This is a genomic window from Rhodanobacter hydrolyticus, assembly GCF_044904645.1.
The window spans coordinates 3,120,319-3,139,276 of the sequence record NZ_JADIKK010000008.1 but is presented as its reverse complement, the minus strand read 5'-3'; the positions used below and the strand labels follow the sequence as shown (position 1 = coordinate 3,139,276).

General features: G+C 66.4%; 15 protein-coding genes and 1 pseudogene. 7 read left to right on the top strand and 9 right to left on the bottom strand.

Annotation, left to right across the window (positions count from 1 at the left end; translation table 11 throughout):
• Positions 1-62: 62 nt before the first annotated feature.
• From recQ to ISP25_RS16690, 4 genes are all read right to left on the bottom strand, one after another.
• Positions 63-1,877, bottom strand: a complete 1,815-nt coding sequence (recQ, locus tag ISP25_RS16705) for a DNA helicase RecQ (protein ID WP_192159807.1) — start codon at positions 1,875-1,877, stop codon at positions 63-65.
• A gap of 806 nt (positions 1,878-2,683) precedes the next feature.
• Entirely contained in the window at positions 2,684-4,297 is a 1,614-nt protein-coding gene (locus tag ISP25_RS16700) for an APC family permease (RefSeq protein WP_192159805.1), read from the bottom strand.
• A 159-nt stretch (positions 4,298-4,456) separates the two neighbouring features.
• Positions 4,457-4,717, bottom strand: a complete 261-nt coding sequence (locus tag ISP25_RS16695) for a DUF6968 family protein (RefSeq protein WP_404616334.1) — start codon at positions 4,715-4,717, stop codon at positions 4,457-4,459.
• Between the two features lie 59 nt (positions 4,718-4,776).
• Positions 4,777-6,159 carry an L-serine ammonia-lyase gene (locus ISP25_RS16690; RefSeq protein ID WP_192159803.1) on the bottom strand — a complete coding sequence of 461 codons (1,383 nt, stop codon included), beginning with the start codon at positions 6,157-6,159 and terminating at the stop codon, positions 4,777-4,779.
• Between the two features lie 74 nt (positions 6,160-6,233).
• Between ISP25_RS16690 and ISP25_RS16685 the strand changes: the two genes are divergently transcribed.
• Positions 6,234-6,467, top strand: coding sequence for a glutaredoxin family protein (locus ISP25_RS16685; protein ID WP_192159801.1), 234 nt, complete (start codon positions 6,234-6,236; stop codon positions 6,465-6,467).
• 80 nt (positions 6,468-6,547) lie between these two features.
• On the opposite strand, the gene ISP25_RS16680 is transcribed toward ISP25_RS16685, so the two are convergent.
• Positions 6,548-7,105, bottom strand: coding sequence for a YceI family protein (locus ISP25_RS16680; protein ID WP_404615469.1), 558 nt, complete (start codon positions 7,103-7,105; stop codon positions 6,548-6,550).
• On the bottom strand, positions 7,102-7,674 hold the full coding sequence (locus ISP25_RS16675) for a cytochrome b (RefSeq protein WP_192159797.1): 573 nt from the start codon (positions 7,672-7,674) through the stop codon (positions 7,102-7,104). Before ISP25_RS16675 ends, ISP25_RS16680 begins: the two co-directional genes overlap by 4 nt.
• A 273-nt stretch (positions 7,675-7,947) precedes the next feature.
• Here ISP25_RS16675 and ISP25_RS16670 point away from each other — a divergent pair, with 273 nt between their 5' ends.
• On the top strand, positions 7,948-11,448 hold the full coding sequence (locus ISP25_RS16670) for a hybrid sensor histidine kinase/response regulator (protein ID WP_404616333.1): 3,501 nt from the start codon (positions 7,948-7,950) through the stop codon (positions 11,446-11,448).
• Here the strand turns inward: ISP25_RS16670 and ISP25_RS16665 are convergent.
• From ISP25_RS16665 to ISP25_RS16655, 3 genes and pseudogenes are all read right to left on the bottom strand, one after another.
• Positions 11,445-11,663, bottom strand: a pseudogene (locus ISP25_RS16665) (transposase); the annotation flags it as partial. The gene ISP25_RS16670 and the pseudogene ISP25_RS16665 sit on opposite strands and share 4 nt — an antisense overlap.
• A gap of 332 nt (positions 11,664-11,995) precedes the next feature.
• Positions 11,996-12,418: a DNA polymerase III subunit chi gene (locus ISP25_RS16660; protein WP_192159795.1), complete on the bottom strand. Its 423-nt coding sequence runs from the start codon at positions 12,416-12,418 to the stop codon at positions 11,996-11,998.
• A gap of 163 nt (positions 12,419-12,581) precedes the next feature.
• On the bottom strand, positions 12,582-14,069 hold the full coding sequence (locus ISP25_RS16655; protein ID WP_404615467.1) for a leucyl aminopeptidase: 1,488 nt from the start codon (positions 14,067-14,069) through the stop codon (positions 12,582-12,584).
• A 97-nt stretch (positions 14,070-14,166) separates the two neighbouring features.
• Between ISP25_RS16655 and lptF the strand changes: the two genes are divergently transcribed.
• From lptF to ISP25_RS16630, 5 genes are all read left to right on the top strand, one after another.
• A complete protein-coding gene (lptF, locus tag ISP25_RS16650) occupies positions 14,167-15,294 on the top strand; it encodes an LPS export ABC transporter permease LptF (RefSeq protein ID WP_404615465.1) in 1,128 nt (375 codons plus the stop codon).
• Positions 15,291-16,382: an LPS export ABC transporter permease LptG gene (lptG, locus tag ISP25_RS16645; RefSeq protein ID WP_192159791.1), complete on the top strand. Its 1,092-nt coding sequence runs from the start codon at positions 15,291-15,293 to the stop codon at positions 16,380-16,382. Before lptF ends, lptG begins: the two co-directional genes overlap by 4 nt.
• A gap of 19 nt (positions 16,383-16,401) precedes the next feature.
• The gene (gene ltaE, locus ISP25_RS16640; protein ID WP_404615463.1) at positions 16,402-17,421 is read left to right on the top strand and encodes a low-specificity L-threonine aldolase; all 1,020 of its coding nucleotides are present in this window, start codon (positions 16,402-16,404) and stop codon (positions 17,419-17,421) included.
• 398 nt (positions 17,422-17,819) lie between these two features.
• Positions 17,820-18,281 (top strand): YehS family protein, encoded by a 462-nt coding sequence (locus ISP25_RS16635; protein WP_192159789.1) that lies wholly within the window; start codon positions 17,820-17,822, stop codon positions 18,279-18,281.
• A gap of 139 nt (positions 18,282-18,420) precedes the next feature.
• Positions 18,421-18,909: a DUF456 domain-containing protein gene (locus tag ISP25_RS16630; protein WP_404615461.1), complete on the top strand. Its 489-nt coding sequence runs from the start codon at positions 18,421-18,423 to the stop codon at positions 18,907-18,909.
• Positions 18,910-18,958 lie beyond the last annotated feature (49 nt).

Sequence of the window (18,958 nt, the reverse complement as noted above, 5' to 3'; positions counted from 1 at the left end):
CGTGGCGTACGGCATCCGTTGTAAGCACATCCGGTGACGGGCACAAGCGCCGCCGCGCCGCTTCACTCTGCCGCGTTGATCACCGCAAGGAAATCGCGCCCGTAGCGGGCGAGCTTGGCCTCGCCCACGCCGCTGACCTGGGCAAGCTCGCCTTCGTTCGCAGGCATCGCGCGCAGCATCGCCAGCAAGGTCGCATCGTGGAACACCACGTAAGGCGGCACGCCCTGCTGTCGCGCGAGCTGCGTGCGCAGCGCACGCAACGCATCCCACAGCGTCTGCTCGTAAGCCTCGATGCCCAGATTGGCCCCGGTGACCAGCTGGCTGTCGCGGCGACGACGTGCGGACCGGACGGGCTTCGCGTCTTCGCGCAGATGCACGACCTGCTTGCCCAGCAGCACGTCGCGGCTGGCCGACGTGAGCCGCAAGGTGCCGTAGCCCTCCGCGTCGGTGGCCAGCAGGCCCGCGGCGAGCAGTTGGCGGAACACCGAGCGCCAGCCCTTTTCGTCGATCTCGGCCCCGATGCCGAAGGTGCTGAGCTGTTCGTGCCCAAGTTGACCCATGCGCTCGTTGTCCACGCCACGCAGGATGTCGATCACGTGGCCGGCGCCGAAACGCTGGCCGCTGCGGTACACCGCCGACAAGGCTTTCTGCGCGGGCACGGTGGCATCCCAGGTCCTGGGCGGTTCCATGCAGTTGTCGCAGCGGCCGCAGGGACCGTGGTAGTCCTCGCCGAACGCACCCAGCAACAGCTCGCGGCGGCAGCGCGTGGCCTCCGCATAGGCCAGCAGCGATTCAAGCTTCTGCCGCTCGATGCGCTTGCGCTCATCCGCCGACTCCGACTGCGCGATCATCTGGCTCATCGTCACCACGTCGGCGAGGCCATAGATCATCCATGCCTCGGCGGGCAGGCCATCGCGGCCCGCGCGGCCGGTTTCCTGGTAATAGCCTTCCATGCTGCGCGGCAGGTCGAGATGCGCCACGAAGCGCACGTCCGGCTTGTCGATGCCCATGCCGAAGGCCACCGTGGCCACCATCACCACGCCGTCCTCGCGCAGGAAGCGCTGCTGGTTCCTCGCGCGCGTGGCTGCGTCGAGTCCGGCGTGGTACGGCAGCGCCTCGATGCCGGCCTCGGCCAGCCACGCGGCGGTTTCGTCCACCTTCTTGCGGCTGAGCGCATACACGATGCCCGCCGCGCCACGATGGCCATCGATGAATTGCATCAACTGCGTACGCGGGTTGTGCTTCAGCATCACGCGGTAGCGGATGTTGGGCCGGTCGAAGCTGGAGACAAACTGGCGCGCGTCGTGCAGCGCCAACCGCTCGACGATCTCCTCGCGCGTGCGCGGATCCGCGGTGGCGGTGAGCGCGATGCGCGGCACCTGTGGGAAGCGCTCGTGCAAAACCGTGAGCCCGCGATACTCGGGGCGGAAGTCGTGGCCCCACTGCGATACGCAATGCGCCTCGTCGATGGCGAACAGCGCGACTTCCGTTTGCTCGATCAGGCCGAGAAAGCGTGAGGTGAGCAGACGCTCCGGCGCCACATAGAGCAGGTCCAGCTCGCCTGCCATGAACTGGCGCTCCACCTCGCGCTGCGACTGCGCATCCAGGCTGGAATTGAGGTAGGCCGCGGCGACGCCTGCAGCGCACAATGCATCCACCTGGTCCTGCATCAATGCGATCAGCGGCGACACCACGATGCCGGTGCCTTGGCGCAGCAGCGCTGGAATCTGGTAACACAGGGACTTGCCGCCACCGGTGGGCATCAGCACCAGCGCGTCGCCGCCTTCCGCCATGTGTTCGACGATGGCCTGTTGCTGGCCGCGGAACCCGGGATAGCCGAAGACGTTGCGGAGAATATCGAGTGGGGTGTGGTGCATTCGGGAAATGCTAGCAAATGGGGTGTTGCGGCAGTTGCCGCTGCACTGACAAAACCTGTAATCCCCACTGCCCTTCGGGGTTTGGATAACGGCTGGCGCTTCATCGTGTGCAGATGAAAGTTTTGCTTGTGCATTCGCGCAAGCGACTGAGCGGCAGGTCACGACATCGATCATCCTGTAGCCCCGGACCCGAACAAGCATGATCGCTACCGGATGAGTCGCTGCGCACGCTCCTTCGGGGTCATCCCACGTGCGTTCCGCGCACTTCGCGCTTGTCCGGCTTATGCCGGAATGACGCGCTATACCTTGGACGCCCCGCTCGGACTTGGTTCTGCTCCGGCTCTGGTTCTGGCCGTTGCTTCTGTGCGCTTGGAGCGCGCTGCTTTACCCGGGCCCCTTGGGGGCGGTGAGGCGTAGACGATCAGGCCGTGCAGCGGGCGAGTCCAGGGATGGACTCGCCTTTTCGACCGGGCAGGATGCCCGGCCGAAAAGCCCGGCCGCGCCTCACGGACCCGGAGGGCAGGATGCCTGGAGAGCGCCACCGCGGGGTGGCCTTCTCTTTGGGTTACTTTTCTCTGACTCCGGGCATCCTGCCCTCCGCCCTTCGGGCCAGCTGCGCTGTTCGCCCGCGCTCCAGGCACGGGCGTGGCCACGCAAGAGAAAAGTATCTCGGGCGGCGGCAGCAGCACGAAACCGCTCTGTCGCTTGCGATCAAAGCAGCCAACCAACTAAGGAAACCCTGATTTTGCTCGTCATCCCGGCGAAGGCCGGGATGACGAGCAAGAGCCCGATTGATCAGACCTCCCCTAACCGTGCGAATGCTCACTCGCCTCGCGCTCGGCCGCTTCCACCGAAGGCGTGCGCCAGCCCGACTTCACGCCCCACACGTAGAACACCAGGCTGATCGCCGCGACCACCACCAGATCCCAGCCATAGGGCAGATAACCCTGCCCGCCGAAGGTGGTGCTGCCCGCCCAGGAGACGAGGGCGACGACAGGCAGGTAGGCGATCAGCCACCACGCGCCCTTGAGCTGGCGGCCGAAGTCGTGCCAGCCGCTCTTCGCCTGGTAGTACAGGTACACCGGCAGCGCGACGACCATCAGCAGGATGATCTGCCCGGTGAGCGGCCACTTCGCCCAGTACAGCAGCTCGGTGGACATCACGAACGCGACGCCGGCGAGCACCGGCAGGCCGGCGAGGCGCAGCGGACGATGCAGGCTGGGGGCCGTGCGGCGCAGCGTCATCACGCTGACCGGGCCGGTAAGGTAGGAAATGATCGTCGCCACCGAGATCACCGCCGCCAGCGTGCCCCAGCCGCGGAACTGGAACAGGAACAGGTACGACACCACCAGGTTGAACCACATGGCCGGGCGCGGCACGCCCGACTTCGGATCGATGTGGCCGAAGATCTTCGGCATCGTGCCGTTGCGCTCCATGCCGTACAGCATGCGCGCGGTGGTGGCGGTGTAGGTCATGCCGGTGCCGCTGGGGCTGATGAAGGCATCGGCGTAAAGCAGCAGCGCGAGCCAGTTGAGGTTGACGATGACCGCCAGCTGCGCGAACGGCGAGCTGAAATCGATGCCGTGCCAGCCGGCCTTGGCCAGCAGGTCGGGCGGAACCGCGCCGAGATAGGCCACCTGCAGGATGATGTAGATCACGGTGGCCAGCGCGATGGAGCCGACGATCGCGAACGGGATGCTCTTGCCCGGGTTGCGCGCTTCGCCGGCCAGGTTCACCGGACTCTGGAAGCCGTTGAAGCTGAAGACGATGCCCGCGGTCGCCACGGCGGTGAGCACGGCGGCGAAATCGATCGCGTGCGCGTCGCCATGCACGCCCACCGAGAAGTTCTCGTGGTGGAAGCCACTGGCGATCAGCGCGATGCCGGTGGCGGCCGGCACGATCAGCTTGAACACGGTGATGGCGGTGTTGGAGTGCGCGAACAGCTTCACGCTCCAGAAGTTCAGCAGGAAGTAGAGCAGCACCAGGGCCGCGGCGATCCACAGGCCAGGCACGGTCAATTCGCCGTGGCCGCCCGCGGCATGCATGTACAGGTTCTGCGCCCACTGCCACTTCCAGCCGGCCATGTACTGCACCGAGGCCTCGGCTTCCACCGGGATCACCGAGACGATGGCGATCCAGTTGGCCCAGGCGCCGATGAAGCCGACCAGCGAGCCGTGCGAGTAATGGCTGTAGCGCACCATGCCGCCGGATTCGGGGAACATGGAGCCGAGTTCCGCGTAGGTCAGCGCGATCGTCATGATGATCGCCGCGCCCAGCACCCACGCCCAGATCGCCCCCGGTCCCGCCAGGCCGGCCGCGCGCCACGCGCCGAACAGCCAGCCGGAGCCGATGATCGAACCCAGGCCAGTGAGCATCAGGGCGAACGGGCTGACGTCGCGTCGGATCGAGCTGGAAGACATGGAAACTCCTGAGGCGCGTACCGCGCATTCCCCGAAACAAGAGGGGAATGGTTGCAGACCCGGCCTCCGGACGCCACCCGCCACAGGTCACGCGGCTATTGAAGCGTATGCCGATTCGGGCGAAGTCGAGGGTAGTTAAGGCATTTTGTGCGGCGAACGCTAGATGCCAGCCCCTTCTTCGTCGAGGAAATAGAACTTCCCGTTCTGCGACCTCTCCCAATAGTCAACCTCGACACTCAATGTCTTCATGGTGAGTTCTAGAGCTTGGAGGGCATCAACGCCGTGCATTCCGAACACCTTGGTTCTAGTGTCCGTGCGAAGCTCATAGGGGCAATACCAAGTCTCGTCTCCGACCATCACGGGCAGCCCAACACGCAACGATGCGGTTTCTCGCTCGCCAGTGTTCCGTACAAAGAACATGGCTCGCTCAGCAACGACGTGCTCGATGGTCATACTCGAAAATATGCGCAATCGTGCGATCAGCACTCGATCACGTTGACGGCGAGGCCGCCGCGCGAGGTTTCCTTGTACTTGTCCTTCATGTCGCGCCCGGTGTCGCGCATGGTGGCGATCACCTTGTCCAGCGAGACACGGTGCTTGCCGTCGCTCTTCAGCGCCATGCGGCTGGCGTTGATCGCCTTCACCGAGCCCATCGCGTTGCGCTCGATGCAGGGGATCTGCACCAGCCCGCCGATCGGGTCGCAGGTGAGGCCGAGGTTGTGTTCCATGCCGATCTCGGCAGCGTTCTCCACCTGGTGGACACTGCCACCCAATGCGGCGGTGAGTCCGCCGGCGGCCATCGAGCAAGCCACGCCCACTTCGCCCTGGCAACCCACTTCGGCGCCGGAGATCGAGGCGTTCTCCTTGTACAGGATGCCGATCGCGGCGGCGGTGAGCAGGTAGTCGATGATGCCGTTCTCGTCGGCCTTGGGGCAGAAACGCAGGTAGTAATGGCCCACCGCTGGCACGATGCCGGCGGCGCCGTTGGTCGGCGCGGTGACTACGCGGCCACCGGCGGCGTTCTCCTCGTTCACCGCCAGCGCGTAGAGGTTCACCCAGTCGAGGATGGTCAGCGGATCCTTCAGTGCGGCCTCGGGCTGGTTGCGCAGCTCCTCGGCCATCGCCGGCGCGCGGCGCGCCACGTGCAGGCCACCCGGCAGGGTACCGGGCGAACGCAGGCCGCGGGTGACGCAGTCCTGCATCGCCTTCCAGATCGTCAGCAGGCCGGCGCGGGTCTCGGCCTCCGGGCGCCACACGCTCTCGTTCGCCATCATCAGTTGCGCGATGCTGAGATGGTGCTTCTCGCACAATGCGAGCATCTGGTCGCCGGTGGAGAACGGATAGGGCTGCTCGGTGGTATCGGCGACGATGCGGTCTTCCGCCGCCTCGTCGGTGTTCACCACGAAGCCGCCGCCGACGGAGTAGTAGTCGCGCGTGGCCAGTTCGTTGCCGTCGGCATCGTAGGCGGAAAAACGCATGCCGTTGGTGTGGAACGGCAGCTTCTGGCGCTTGTTGAACACCAGGTCGCGCTTTTCCTCGAAATCGATCTCGCGCTTGCCGAGCAGGCTCATGCGGTGCGTCTTGCGAATGCGCTCGAGAATGCCCGGGATGGCGTCGGGGTCCACCGTGTCGGGATGCTGGCCCTCGAAGCCCAGCAGCACCGCCTTGTCGGTGCCGTGGCCGCGGCCGGTCATCGCCAGCGAGCCGTACAGCTCGGCGCGCACGCGCACCACGCGGTCCAGCACGCCCTTCTCTTCCAGCCAGCGTTCGGCGAAACGCGCCGCGGCGCGCATCGGGCCCACCGTGTGCGAGGAAGACGGACCAATGCCGATCTTGAACAGGTCGAATACGCTGACGGCCATGGTTGCGCTGCTTGCGGAAAGGAAGCCGCTATTCTACGCGGGCACCTTCCGCTTGGCAGTCCATGCGCAGACGCATGTCCCATCTCACTCTCTACCAGCGCGACTACTGCCACCTCTGCGACATGGCGCTGGCCGTGATGGCCGAAGCGCAGGCACCGGAATTCGACAGTGTGTGGGTGGACGATGCCCCGGAACTCGAAGCGCGCTACGGCACGCGCGTGCCGGTGCTGCGCGATGCGCGCGACGGCCGCGAACTGGACTGGCCATTCGACGCTCCGGCCGTGCGGACGTTCCTCTCCGCCATGTAGGAACACACCCTGCGCGCGAACGCTCTTGCTTCGATCAAAGTGAAAAGCCGTTGCGCACAGGGTGCGCTCCTACAGGTGCGTCATTTCCCCACCAGCACCAAGTGCGCGTGCACCTTCACGTCGGCGCCGATCACCGATGTATCGGCGTAATCGCCACCGCCGACGCCAAAGGCCAGGCGCTGCAGGGTGCCGCTCACGTCCAGCGTGGCGTTCTTGCCCTGGGGCTTGAAGTCCACCGCGAGGCTTACCGGCTTGGTCACGCCGCGCAGGGTGAGCCGGCCATCGGCGACCACCTTGCCGCCGACGTTGCGGAAACCGGTGGTGACGAAGTGCGCCGTGGGGTATTGCGCCACGTCGAAGAAATCCTTGCCGGGCAGCGCGCCCTGCTGGTCCTTGTCGCTCACTGCGACACTGGCCATCGTCACGTTGACGTCGAACTTCGATTGGGCGAGTTGCGCCGGGTCGTAGCTGATCGTGGCCTGCCACTGCTTGAAGCCGCCGTCGAAGCTGCTGCCCTGGAAGCTGCCGCTGAAGCCCAGCGTGCTGGCGGGTTGCACGGCGTAGTCGGCAGCGAAACCGGCGCACGGCAAAGCGAACATGAGCAATGCGCCGGCAGCGAAGCGATGGACGGTTTTCATCGGTTGTCTCCCTTGTCGTTGCGTGGCTTGCCGAACGGCAGCATGCGCCGCAGCACGTCGTCGCCGTCGAACACATGGTGTTTGAGCGCGGCGCCCACATGACCCACCAACACCAGTACGAGGAACCAGAACAGGTATTCGTGCACGGCATGCGCGAAATGGCGCAGGTCGTTGCTCTTCGCCGCAATGCTCGGCAGGTTGAACAGCTTGAACCATTGCAAGGGCTTGCCGGCAACGGAGTTGAACCACCAGCCGGAGAGCGGCAGCACCAGCGCCAGCAGGTAGAGCACCACGTGTGTGGCGCGTGCGGCGGCCTGCTGCCAACGCGGTGCGGGCAGCTCGCGCGGACGGCCGTCGCCCATGCGCCACGCCAGGCGCAGCAACACCAGCGCCAGCACGGTCAGTCCGATGGACTTGTGCAGCGCCAGCCAGTTGATCTTCTGCATCGGATTGCTGGCCAGATCCATGCACAAGCCGAACACGCCGTTGCCTAGGATGGCCAGCGCCACGATCCAGTGGAAAGCCTTGGCGATCGCGCCCCATTGGCGGGCGTCGCTGCGCAGCGTCATGGCGAATCCTCGGTGGCGTGGCTGTGGGTGCGGCAGAGTCTGGAGGAACATCGGCGCGGATGCCAGCACCCGGAACGGGACGCACCGTTCACCCGGCGTTAGCTTCCCTTGTCCCGTTTTGGCATGATTTGCCGCCTGACGTGGTGCGGCCGCGCGGATCGCCGCGCAAGCCGGAACACCGCCGTAGCGGGGGCAATGATGGGGCGCGGGCCGTTGGTGTCTGCAGGCTTGTTCGGCCTGCTGCTGCTCATCGCAATGCCTGTGCCGGCACGGATGCCAGCCGTGCCGGTGCCCGCGGCGACTTCGGCGATCCCGCTGGTCACGCCACAGTTCCGCCGCTATGGGGTAGCCGACGGCTTGCCGAGTTCCAACGTATACGCCGTGGCGCAGGATCGGGGCGGGGCGATCTGGTTCGGCACCAAGGGGGGCATCGCACGCTTCGACGGCGTGCAGTTCAAGGTTTTCCGCCACGTATCGAACGATCCCGGCTCGTTGTTCGACAACGGCATCGCCACCCTGCTGGTGGACAGCCAGGACCGTCTTTGGGCGGGCGGCCTCAACGCCGGGCTGAACCGCTACGACGCGGCCACCGGCAAATTCGTGCACTGGGGGCATGACCCGGCCGACCCGGCCAGTCTGTCCAGCATCCGCATCTGGTCGCTCGCGCAGACACCGGACGGCGCGCTGTGGGTGGGTACCGGCAATGGACTGGATCGCATGCGGCCGGATGGCCACGGCTTCGACCACGTCGAATACCAGGCGCCTGATGGCAAGGCCGAAAACTTCGGACCGGTCGGTGCACTCCATGTCGATGCGCACGGACAGCTATGGATAGGCAGCGACCTCGGCGTGTTCCTCCGCGACGGACAGGGCCGGATACGCAAGGTGCTGGCCGCCGATCCGCGCGATTCGATGGCGGCCTGGAACATCGACAGCGACGGCAACGAAGTGCGCATCGCCACCGACCGCAGCCTGATGGTGGTGGGCGCAGACGGTCTGGCGCGACATTTCGGCGGCACGGCGATTCCCTCCACCAACGTGATGGACAGCAAGCGCGACCAGGCCGGTCGGCTGTGGATAGGCACGCAACGCGGGCTGTTCATGCAGCCGCGCGCAGGTGCACCGGTGATGGCGATCGCCAACCGTCCCGTGCTCGACGGCAACCTGCCCGGCAGTTGGGTATGGCAGATGCTGGTTGACCGCGCCGGCGGGCTGTGGCTTGCCGTGTTCGATGGCGGCGTGGGATACCTGGCGCCGGGCTGGGACAGCTTCAGCCGCTTCACCCATGTTCCGGACGATCCCGCCAGCCTGCGCGATGCCGTCGCCACCGCCATGGCACGCGGCAAGGACGGCCTGCATATCTGGGTGGGCGAACGCGCCGGCCGGGTGGACCGGCTCGATCCCGCCACGGGAGGGGTTGAGCACTTCTTCTCGAACCTCGGCGGCGACGTCGCCGGGATGACCGAAGACACGCGGGGCCGCCTGTGGGTGGTGCTGCAGGGCTACATCGACGTGTGCGATGTCGCGCAGCACCGCTGCACGCGCATCGACCCGGGCCGCGATGTCATGCGCCACCCGCTGGAAGTGGAACCGGGCCCTGACGGACAACTGTACGCGCGCACTTTCGGCGAGGGCATCTTCCGCATCGATCCGAACACGCTGACGGTGACGGCGGTGCCGATGGACCAACCCAACGAGAGGGTGCGCTGGGGCAGCCAGATGACGCTGCGCGACGGCGTGTTCTGGTACGCCAGCGACGGCGGCATGATGCAACTGGATCAGGTGCGTGGTCGCTTCGCGATGGCGCCGGGCGCGACGCCCGGGCAAAGCGTGGACGCCTTCGCCTTTGCGGTGGACGGCATGTGGACGGCCAACGCGAATGGCCTGTCGCATTACCGCATCGAAGGCAATGCGATGGCGCTCGACCGCACGGTGGATTCCACGCAGGGCTGGCCATCGATCAACGTGGTGGACCTCAAGGTCGATGCGCAGGATCGCGTGTGGGTATTCGGCCACGACGGACTGTGGCGCTTCGATCCGGCGAACGGCCACTTCCGCTCCTTCGGCTTGCAGGACGGCCTGGCCAACGGTGAGTTCTCGCGCGGCTACGCCGAAATGCCCAGCGGCTACCTTTACGCTGCGACCCTGGGCGGCGTGGTGGCGTTCGACCCCGACAACATCGGCGCGCAGAAAGCGCCACCGCCGCTGGCGATCACCGGCATCTACGTGCGCCGTCGGGGCGTGCGGCAGGCGCTGGCCATCGACCACGGTGTGGTGAAGGTGGGTTGGCGCGACCGCCAGCTGAGCATCCAGGCACGCGTGTTCTCCTACCTCGACCCCTACGCCAACCATTACCGCTTCTTCCTGCATGGCTTCGATCCTGGCTGGGTAGACGTGGGCAACCCGGGCGAACGCGACCTGTCCGGCCTCAGCAGCGGCAATTACACGCTGGAAGTGATGGCGGCGGGCGCGGAAGGCGTGTGGACGCGCCTTGGACAACCGCTGCACATCCACGTGGAGTCGCCGCCATGGCTGCGCTGGTGGGCATGGCTGCTGTACGCGCTGGCGCTGGTGTCCGCGGCGGGCCTGTTGATGCTGGAATGGCAACGACGACTGGCGCAACGCCACCACGTCGCACTGATCGAGCAGCGACGCGCGCTGGCCGAGCAGGCCAGCGCGGCGAAGACGCAATTCCTCGCCACGCTGAGCCACGAGATCCGCACGCCAATGACCGGCGTGATGGGCATGGCCGAACTGCTGCTCAACACGCCGCTGGACAGCCGGCAGCGCGACTACACCCGTGCCATGCAGCGCTCCGGCGGCATGCTGCTGAAGCTGCTCAACGACGCGCTGGATCTGGTGCGCATCGACGCCGGCCGCTTCGAGCTGGAGCCGTCGCCGTACGACCCGCGCCAACTGGTGCTCGACGTGGCGCAACTGGAACAGGCCATGGCGTGGAGCAAGGGCCTGCAGTTCATGCTGGAAATCGCCGACAACTTTCCCGCACAGGCCGTGGGCGACCCAGTGCGCATCAAGCAGGTGCTACTGAACCTAGTCGGCAACGCGTTGAAATTCACCGAACACGGCAGCATCACCCTGCGCGCCACGCGCAGCGGCGACGACCTGCTGTTCAGCGTCAGCGACACCGGCCCCGGCATTCCCGGCAGCAGCCAGGCGCGGCTGTTCCAGCGCTTCGAACAGGAAGACAGCCCGCAACGCCGCGCCGGCAGCGGACTGGGCCTGGCGATCTGTCGCGAGCTGGTGGAGATGATGGGTGGCAGCATCGAGTTGCAGTCGCGGCTGGGCCATGGCAGCACCTTCCTCGTGCGCCTGCCGCTGATCGAGGCAAGCCCTGCCCCACCGGAACCTGCCGCGCCTCAACCGATCGACGAACGCCACCTGCATCTGCTGCTGGTGGAGGACGATGCCATCGCCGCCGCCGTCGTCACCGGGTTGCTGGAACAGCAAGGGCATGCGATCCGCCATGTGGTGAACGGCCTGCAGGCATTGGCCGAGCTGGAGCGCGATCGCTACGACGCGGTGCTGCTTGATCTCGACCTGCCCAGCCTGAATGGCTTCCAGATCGCCCGCATGATCCGCCAGCGCGAAACGGACCGGCGTCTGCCCATCGTGGCGGTCACTGCACGCACCAGTGATGGCGACGAAGCGCTGGCGCGCGCAGCCGGGATGGACGGGTTCCTGCGCAAGCCGGTCAGCGGCGAGCAGTTGGCGGCAATGTTGGCTGGCGTACTTGAAGGTGCGGTGACGGTTTAGGGCCTGTCCGGAATCTTTGAGCAGGAAGGGCTAAGGAATGCCAGGTGGATGAATTGCAGGCGGGCGTGAAGCCTGCGCTCGCGGTTCTTCCATAGCCTTCGGTGCTTTTCCAGCCAAGCGAAACTGCGCTCGACCGCCCAGCGCTTGGGCATGGCCTTGAACGCTTGCAGTTCGCTGCGCTTGGCGATCTGCATCGTCACGTGCTTGCCCAAGACCTCCGGTGTTGCGGCGCGTCTCGGCGATCTTCGCGCCAGCCTCGACCTCGTTGAGGATCCGGACAATCTGTCCGTCGCCGAACTTCGGCTTCTTCAAGCAGAGCTCCTTCGCAGGGAAACTCTACTTCTCACTGGCTTGAATCAAAGAGGACGCTTCATGAGAACTCTAGCGCCCTTCATCCCAGCGCAAGCCGGACAACTGCGAAGTGTGCGGAGCGTCCGCAGAGACAAGCGCAGCTCTGGCGCGAAACTGCTGCAGGCATGAGCGTGCGGAGGTCTTGAACGGATTTTGCGAGACGCTGCGGAGACCGGCGCGGCCTTTTGCGTAGCGATCACATGTCGTACTTGGACAACTCGAAGCCGCGTCGCTTGTATTCGCCCCAGCGTTCGCGCGAGCCGGTGCGCTCGTCCGGATCGGCCGCCACCACCTCCAGCACGCGCTGGAAATTGCCGCTGGCGCAGTCCTCGCGGAGGTTGATCACCATCGGCCGGTCGGGCGTGTCCACGCCTGGCGGCACGATCAGCACCGCGGTGTCCGCGTCGTCGTCGTCGCCGGCCAGCTGGTGCGGGATGAAGGCATCCTCGTCGAAGGCCCACAGCCACTCGTCGACGGCCTCGGCCTGCGCATGGTCGCGGGCGAGGATCAGCGTGGGCTGCTGCGCCGCGAACGCACGCTTCGCCAGCTCGCACACCAGCAGCAGCGGCTGCTCGCGGAAGCGCGGCTTGTCGATCAGGTAGAAGTCGGCACGAGGCATGGTATGTTGGCTCTTGACCGTCATTCCGGCGCAGGCCGGAATCCAGTGGCGACGATACTCGGTGTTCCCTTGCCGCTCGACCGGAACCCGGGGGGACTGGATGACCGGCTTCGCCGTCGTGAAGCGCTTCCGGCCTGCGCCGGAATGACGGCGTCCCAGAAATTTACGCGCAGCGATCGATCAGCCACTGCGCCAGCAGTGCCACCGGGCGGCCGGTGGCCTGGCCCTTGCGGCCCTCGTCCCACGCCGTGCCGGCGATGTCGAGGTGCGCCCAGCGCTGGCCTTCGGCGAAGCGCGAGAGGAAGCAGGCGGCGGTGATCGCACCGGCGCTCTTGCCGCCGATGTTGGCGACGTCGGCGAAACCCGAGTCGAGCTGCACCTGGTAGTCGTCCCACAGCGGCATGCGCCACGCACGATCCAGCGTGTACTCGCCCGCGGCAAGCAGCTCCCCGGCGAGGTCGTCGTACTTGCTGAACAGGCCGCTGGCATGCTTGCCCAGTGCGATCACGCAGGCCCCGGTCAAGGTGGCGGCATCGATGATGGCCTGCGGCTTGAAGGTCTGTGCGGTCCAGGTGAGCGCGTCACAGAGGATCAACCGGCCTTCGGCGTCGGTGTTGAGCACCTCGATGGTGAGGCCGGACAAGCTGGTGAGCACGTCGCCGGGGCGGTAGCTGTCGCCGTCGGGCATGTTCTCCGCCGCGGGCACCACGCAGACCAGGTTGTGCTTCAGGCCCATCTTCACCGCGGCCACGAAGGCGCCCAGCACGCCCGCCGCACCGCCCATGTCGAACTTCATCTCGTCCATGCCCGGGCCGGGCTTGAGGCTGATGCCACCGGTATCGAAGGTGATGCCCTTGCCGACAAAGGCATAGGGCGCCGTGCCTTCGGCACCGCCCCGGTATTCCAGCGCGACCAGCTTGGGCTTGTTGGTCGAACCGCGGCCCACCGCGAGCAACGACCCGAAGCCCAGCTTTTCCATTTCCACATGGTCGAGCACGCGGCAGGAAACCGCATCGTGCGCGTCCGCAAAAGCCTGCGCCTGTGCCGCGATATAGGCGGGGTTGCAGATGTTCGGCGGCAGGTTGGCCAGCTCGCGGGCAAAGCGCACGCCCTCGGCGATAGCGATGGCCTGGTCGAGGCCAGCCTTCGCCTCGGCACCGGCGGCGAAGGCCACGCCGGCCAGTTCCGGCGATGCGGCTTTCTCGCGCGGCTTGAAGGTGGCGGTGTAGCGGTAGGCGGCATGGTCGGCGGCCAGTACGGCGGTGCGTACGCGCCATGCCGCGTCATGACCGGGTACGTCCACTTCGGCAAGGTACGAAACCGCCTCGGTCAGCGGCAGCTTGCCTAGTGCGCGAGCGGCCTCGACGGCCACCTTCTGGTAGCGCGCCGCGTCGAAACCTTTCTGCGCGCCCAGGCCCACCACCAGCACGCGCTTGGCGGCTACGCCGGCGGGCGCATACAGCACGGTGGTGCTGCCGGCCTTGCCGCTGATGTCGCCGCTTTCCACCTGGCGCTTGATCGCGCCGCCGGTGGCGCTGTCCACGCGGGCCGCCGCGCTGGTCAACACGCCCTGTTCGTACACCCCCACCAGCACGCAGGCGGTGTCGGCGGTTTCGGGAGTGGTGGCGACGAGGCTGAACTGGAGAGGCATGGTTCGATCCTGCATGGGCGCGACGGGCGGGGAACCGGCTAGACTGGCGTTTCCCCGCTTGCCTTTCGGCGTTGACGGAAGCCCTCAAGTTTATCGCATGCTGAGCATTCTCGACCGCTATTTATTGCGCGAACTGGCGCAGACCGTGGCCGCCACCGTGGTGGTGCTGATGGTGATCGTCGCCGGCACCGCGTTCGCCGGCGTACTGCAGCAGGTGGCCAAAGGCAGCTTCCCGGCCAGCGTGATGTTCCAGGTGCTGGGTCTGCGCACGCTGGAAGGCCTCACCAACATGCTGCCATTGGCCAGCATGATCGGCGTATTGATGGCACTGGGCCGCATGTACCGCGAGAGCGAGATGCACGTGCTGATGTCGTCCGGCATGGGGCCGAATGGACTGGTGCGCCCCACGGCCATCCTTGCCGTGGCGCTGGTATTGCTCACTTCTGTGGTGGCGCTGTGGCTGGGGCCATGGGCGGCCGCGACCAGCGACAACCTGGTAGCCGTGGCAAACCGCTCGGTGATCGCCGCCGGCCTCGACGCCGGCCGTTTCACCGAACTGCCGGGCAAGGGCGGCATCGTCTTCACCGACACGCTGAGCCAGGACGGCAGCAAGCTGGGACGCAGCTTCGTCTCCACGCAGCGCCCCGCCAAGGGCGGCCCTGACCACGTCAAGGTGGTCACCGGCAATAGCGGCGAGCTGTACCAGGAGAGCAATGGCTCCAATCGCTTCATCGCATTCCACACCGGCTGGCAGTACGACATCCCGTTGGGTGCGGACAACTGGCGGCGCATGCAGTACGAACGCAACGACAGCGCGCTTTCCACCGTGACCGACAGCGACGACAGCGTCGATCCGGCCGAGAGCATGACCACGCTGCAACTGCTGCATACCGAAACACCGGATGCCCGCGCCGAACTGGCCTGGCGCATCAACGCGCCGGCGCTGACCCTGGTGATGCTGATGCTGGCCTTGCCGATGTCGCGCCAAAGCCCGCGCGAGCCGCGTTACGGCCGCCTGATGCTGGCGATGGCGAGCTTCTATCTCTACTACGTGCTGCTGGCACTTGGCCGCGCGCAGCTCGACAAGGGCCGCTGGCACCATCAGACCGCGATGTGGCTGTTGCATATCGTGATGATGGCTTTCGCCGGTTGGATGTGGTGGAAGCAGTACTCGCCACGCAAGGTGCATGACAGCAAGCCGGCCAACAAGGCGCGAACCGCATGATCAAGCGCGTGGACAAGCTGGTGGCGCTCAGCGTGCTCGGCTCGGTGATCGGCGTATGGCTGGTGCTCACCGGCTTCGACGCAGTGACGATGTTCATGCGCCAGCTCGGCAACATCGGCAAGAACGGCTACACGCTGACCGACGCAGCGGTGTACGTGCTGGTGACCACGCCGCGCCGCGCCTACGACATGTTCGGCAATGCGGCGCTGATCGGCAGCCTGCTGGGCCTGGGCGGCCTTGCCGCCACCAGCGAGCTCACGGCACTGCGCGCCTCCGGCATGTCGCGGCTGCGTATCGCGGTTTCGGCCACCGGCGTGATCGCCGTGCTGATCGTGGGCGTGGTGATCCTAGGCGAGACCGCGGCGCCATGGGGCGACCAGCTGGGCAACGCCATGCAATTGCGCCTGAAGGCCAACAATATCGGCAGCACCGGCAGCGGCCTGTGGGCCCGCGACGGGGACCGCATCATCAACGCGCGTGGCGGCGCCGTGGCGATCCGCTCCGGCGACCACGACACCGTGCAGCTCATCGACGTGCGTGTGTTCACCCTCACCAAGGATGGCCAGCAGCTCACCCGCTTCGACCAGGCCAAGACCGCCGACCACAACGGGCGCACCTGGGTCATGCACGACGTGCGCAGCACCACGCTGGACGACACCGGCGTGCACGGCCATACCGCGCCCAGCGAGCAATGGGATTCCAGCCTCAACCCGCAGGTGCTGGCGCAGTCGGCGATCCAGCCGCAATACCTGGCGATGCGCGACCTGCGCCGCAACATGCGCTACCTGGAAGCCAACGGCGAAAGCCCCGGCGTCTACGCGGTGGCGTTCTGGACGCGCGCGCTGTACGCGCTCAACGTGCTGGTGCTGGTGCTGTGCGCGATGCCGTTCGCCTTCGGCACCATGCGTTCGGGTGGCCTCGGCAAGCGCATCTTCATCGGCATGCTGCTGGCGATCACCTGGTACTTCCTGCAGAAGGCGATGGTGAATTTCGGCACCGTCTACGGCATTCCGCCACTGCTCGCCAACCTGCTACCCGCGGCCCTGCTGGCAGCGGCGGCATGGCTGTACTTCCGCAAACACGCTTGATCGACAAGGGATGCCGGTGATGAACGTGGTCGACCTGCGCAGCGACACCGTCACCCGCCCCACCCCCGCCATGCGCGCCGCGATGCTGGATGCCGAGGTGGGCGACGACGTCTACGGCGAAGACCCCACCGTCAACGCGCTGCAGCGGCGCCTCGCTGATGACCTCGGCTTCGAGGCCGCGCTGTTCGTGCCCAGCGGCACGCAGAGCAACCTGCTTGCGCTGATGAGCCACTGCGAGCGCGGCGACGAATACCTGGTCGGCATGGACGCGCACACCTACAAGTTCGAAGGCGGCGGCGCGGCGGTGCTGGGCTCGATCCAGCCCCAGCCCATCGTGCACGCCGAAGACGGCACGCTGCCGTTGGACCGCCTCGCCGCGGCGATCAAGCCGGTGGATCCGCACTTCGCGCGCACGCGCCTGCTTGCCTTGGAAAACACCTGGCACGGCCGCGTGCTGCCGCAGGACTACCTGCACGCCGCGCATGGCTTTGCCCGCCAGCGCGGCTTGGCGCTGCACCTCGACGGTGCCCGCATCTATAACGCGGCCGTTGCGGGCGGCGTGTCAGCGCGCGCCATCGCGCAGCACTTCGACAGCGTGTCCGTGTGCCTGTCCAAGGGGCTCGGCGCGCCAGTGGGCTCGGTGCTGGTCGGCTCCGCACCGCTGATCGAAAAGGCACGGCGCTGGCGCAAGGTCGCCGGCGGTGGCTGGCGTCAGGCCGGCATGCTCGCGGCCGCATGTCTGCATGCGCTCGACCACCACGTGACGCGGCTGGCCGACGACCATCGGCGCGCCGCCTATCTTGCCGGCCGCCTGCGCGAAATCCCTGGCGTGAACCTGCTCGGCCAGTACACCAACATGGTCTTCGTCGATGTGCCGGTCGAGCGCCTGCAGGCGCTCGACACCCATCTGCGCGCGGCGAATATTCGCATCAGCATCGGTTATCTGCCCACGTTGCGGCTGGTGACGCATCTGGATGTGGATGACGATGGCATCGAACGCGTGGCGGAGACATTCCGTTCGTTTTTCTCGCGCGGCTGACTCGACTTTCCCTCTGTCTTTGAGGGTGGACGGCAGGTGCTCGCAATGACTTCCCGCTTCCGCGACTGGACTCGTCTGCGAGGGGCTTTCAGGCGCCCGTCGCAAGCGACAAAGTGGTCTTGGCTTGCTCAAGCCTGATCGTCGCTGGATCCCGGCCTACGCCGGGATGACGAGCGAAAGCACGGACGCCTCATGCCGCTCTGCTTCGGCCTTGCTCCGGTTGTTGCTTCCGCGCGCAGGAAGCGTGCTTCTCCAGGGAGAAGCGGCGCGAGCCGCGGCAGCAGTACGAAGCCGCTTTGTCGTTTGCAGCCCGTGAACGCAAAGCCACCCGTAGCGACCCCCTGCACCATTCATCCCTCACAACAAACACTGCCAACAAGCCCCGATACAATTGCCCCATGATCAACAATGACATCCTGCGCAGCGTGCGCTACATGCTCGACCTGCCCGACGGCAAGCTCGCGTCCATCGCCGCGCTGGCCGGACTTGCAGTGCCGCAGGCCGATTTCGATGCGTTCCTGAAGAAGGACGACGAGCCCGGTTACCAGGACTGTCCCGACAAGGTGATGGCGCATTTCCTCGATGGCCTGGTGGTGCATCTGCGCGGCCGCGACGAAAGCCGGGCGCCGCTGCCGGTGGCGAAGCGCGTCACCAACAATCTCGTACTGAAGAAATTGCGCGTTGCCTTCGAACTGCGCGACGACGACCTGCATGCGATCCTCGCCGCCGCGGGTTTCCCGCTGTCGAAATCGGAACTCACCGCGCTGTTCCGCAAGCCCGAGCACCCTAACTACCGACCCTGCGGCGACCAGCTGCTGCGGCATTTCCTGCGCGGCCTCACCCAGCGCTTGCGCGACTGAAGAATCCGGCCATGGGCGGCCACTCGTTCGACTCCGCAACCTAAGGATGATCGTAAAGGTCAAGATGAAGGGTACGGCCACGAACGGCCGCCAGTCAGATTCTGCGATCAAGCACGACCGCAAAGATCAAGGACCACGCATGCTGTTCGACATCGTGTTCTACATACTGGGCGCTGCGCTGATCGTGGGCGGCCTGGTTGGCGCGGTCCTGCCCAGCCTGCCCGGCGTGCCGATGATCTTCGGCGGCATCTGGCTGGTCGCCGCCGTGAACGACTACCGCCACCTCGGCCTATGGTGGCTGTTGCTGATCGGCGCCTTGGGTAGCGTGGCGGTGGTCGTGGACTTCGTTGCCGGCACGCTGGGCGCCAAGCGCGTCGGCGCCAGCAAACGCGCGCTGTGGGGTGCCTCGCTGGGCACCTTCGCCGGCATGTTTTTCGGCGTCCCTGGCATCCTGCTAGGCCCGTTCATCGGGGCGCTGATCGGCGAGCTTTCTTCCGGCACCAGCGTGCTGCGCTCCGCCCACGTCGGCATCGGCACCTGGATCGGCCTGCTGTGCGGCACGCTGGTGAAGCTGGTGATCTCGCTGGTGATGGTGGGGCTGTTCGGGGTGGCGATGCTGTTCGGCTGATCGCCATGCCCGCGTAGCACATTTGTGCTGCGGCGATTGCATGCCCATT

Bases quoted from the DNA above. Each gene is read 5' to 3' on its own strand.
- recQ (WP_192159807.1), bottom strand. From the start codon at position 1,877: ATGCACCACACCCCACTCGATATTCTCCGCAACGTCTTCGGCTATCCC.
- ISP25_RS16700 (WP_192159805.1), bottom strand. From the start codon at position 4,297: ATGTCTTCCAGCTCGATCCGACGCGACGTCAGCCCGTTCGCCCTGATG.
- ISP25_RS16695 (WP_404616334.1), bottom strand. From the start codon at position 4,717: ATGTTCTTTGTACGGAACACTGGCGAGCGAGAAACCGCATCGTTGCGT.
- ISP25_RS16690 (WP_192159803.1), bottom strand. From the start codon at position 6,159: ATGGCCGTCAGCGTATTCGACCTGTTCAAGATCGGCATTGGTCCGTCT.
- ISP25_RS16685 (WP_192159801.1), top strand. From the start codon at position 6,234: ATGTCCCATCTCACTCTCTACCAGCGCGACTACTGCCACCTCTGCGAC.
- ISP25_RS16680 (WP_404615469.1), bottom strand. From the start codon at position 7,105: ATGAAAACCGTCCATCGCTTCGCTGCCGGCGCATTGCTCATGTTCGCT.
- ISP25_RS16675 (WP_192159797.1), bottom strand. From the start codon at position 7,674: ATGACGCTGCGCAGCGACGCCCGCCAATGGGGCGCGATCGCCAAGGCT.
- ISP25_RS16670 (WP_404616333.1), top strand. From the start codon at position 7,948: ATGCCAGCCGTGCCGGTGCCCGCGGCGACTTCGGCGATCCCGCTGGTC.
- ISP25_RS16660 (WP_192159795.1), bottom strand. From the start codon at position 12,418: ATGCCTCGTGCCGACTTCTACCTGATCGACAAGCCGCGCTTCCGCGAG.
- ISP25_RS16655 (WP_404615467.1), bottom strand. From the start codon at position 14,069: ATGCCTCTCCAGTTCAGCCTCGTCGCCACCACTCCCGAAACCGCCGAC.
- lptF (WP_404615465.1), top strand. From the start codon at position 14,167: ATGCTGAGCATTCTCGACCGCTATTTATTGCGCGAACTGGCGCAGACC.
- lptG (WP_192159791.1), top strand. From the start codon at position 15,291: ATGATCAAGCGCGTGGACAAGCTGGTGGCGCTCAGCGTGCTCGGCTCG.
- ltaE (WP_404615463.1), top strand. From the start codon at position 16,402: ATGAACGTGGTCGACCTGCGCAGCGACACCGTCACCCGCCCCACCCCC.
- ISP25_RS16635 (WP_192159789.1), top strand. From the start codon at position 17,820: ATGATCAACAATGACATCCTGCGCAGCGTGCGCTACATGCTCGACCTG.
- ISP25_RS16630 (WP_404615461.1), top strand. From the start codon at position 18,421: ATGCTGTTCGACATCGTGTTCTACATACTGGGCGCTGCGCTGATCGTG.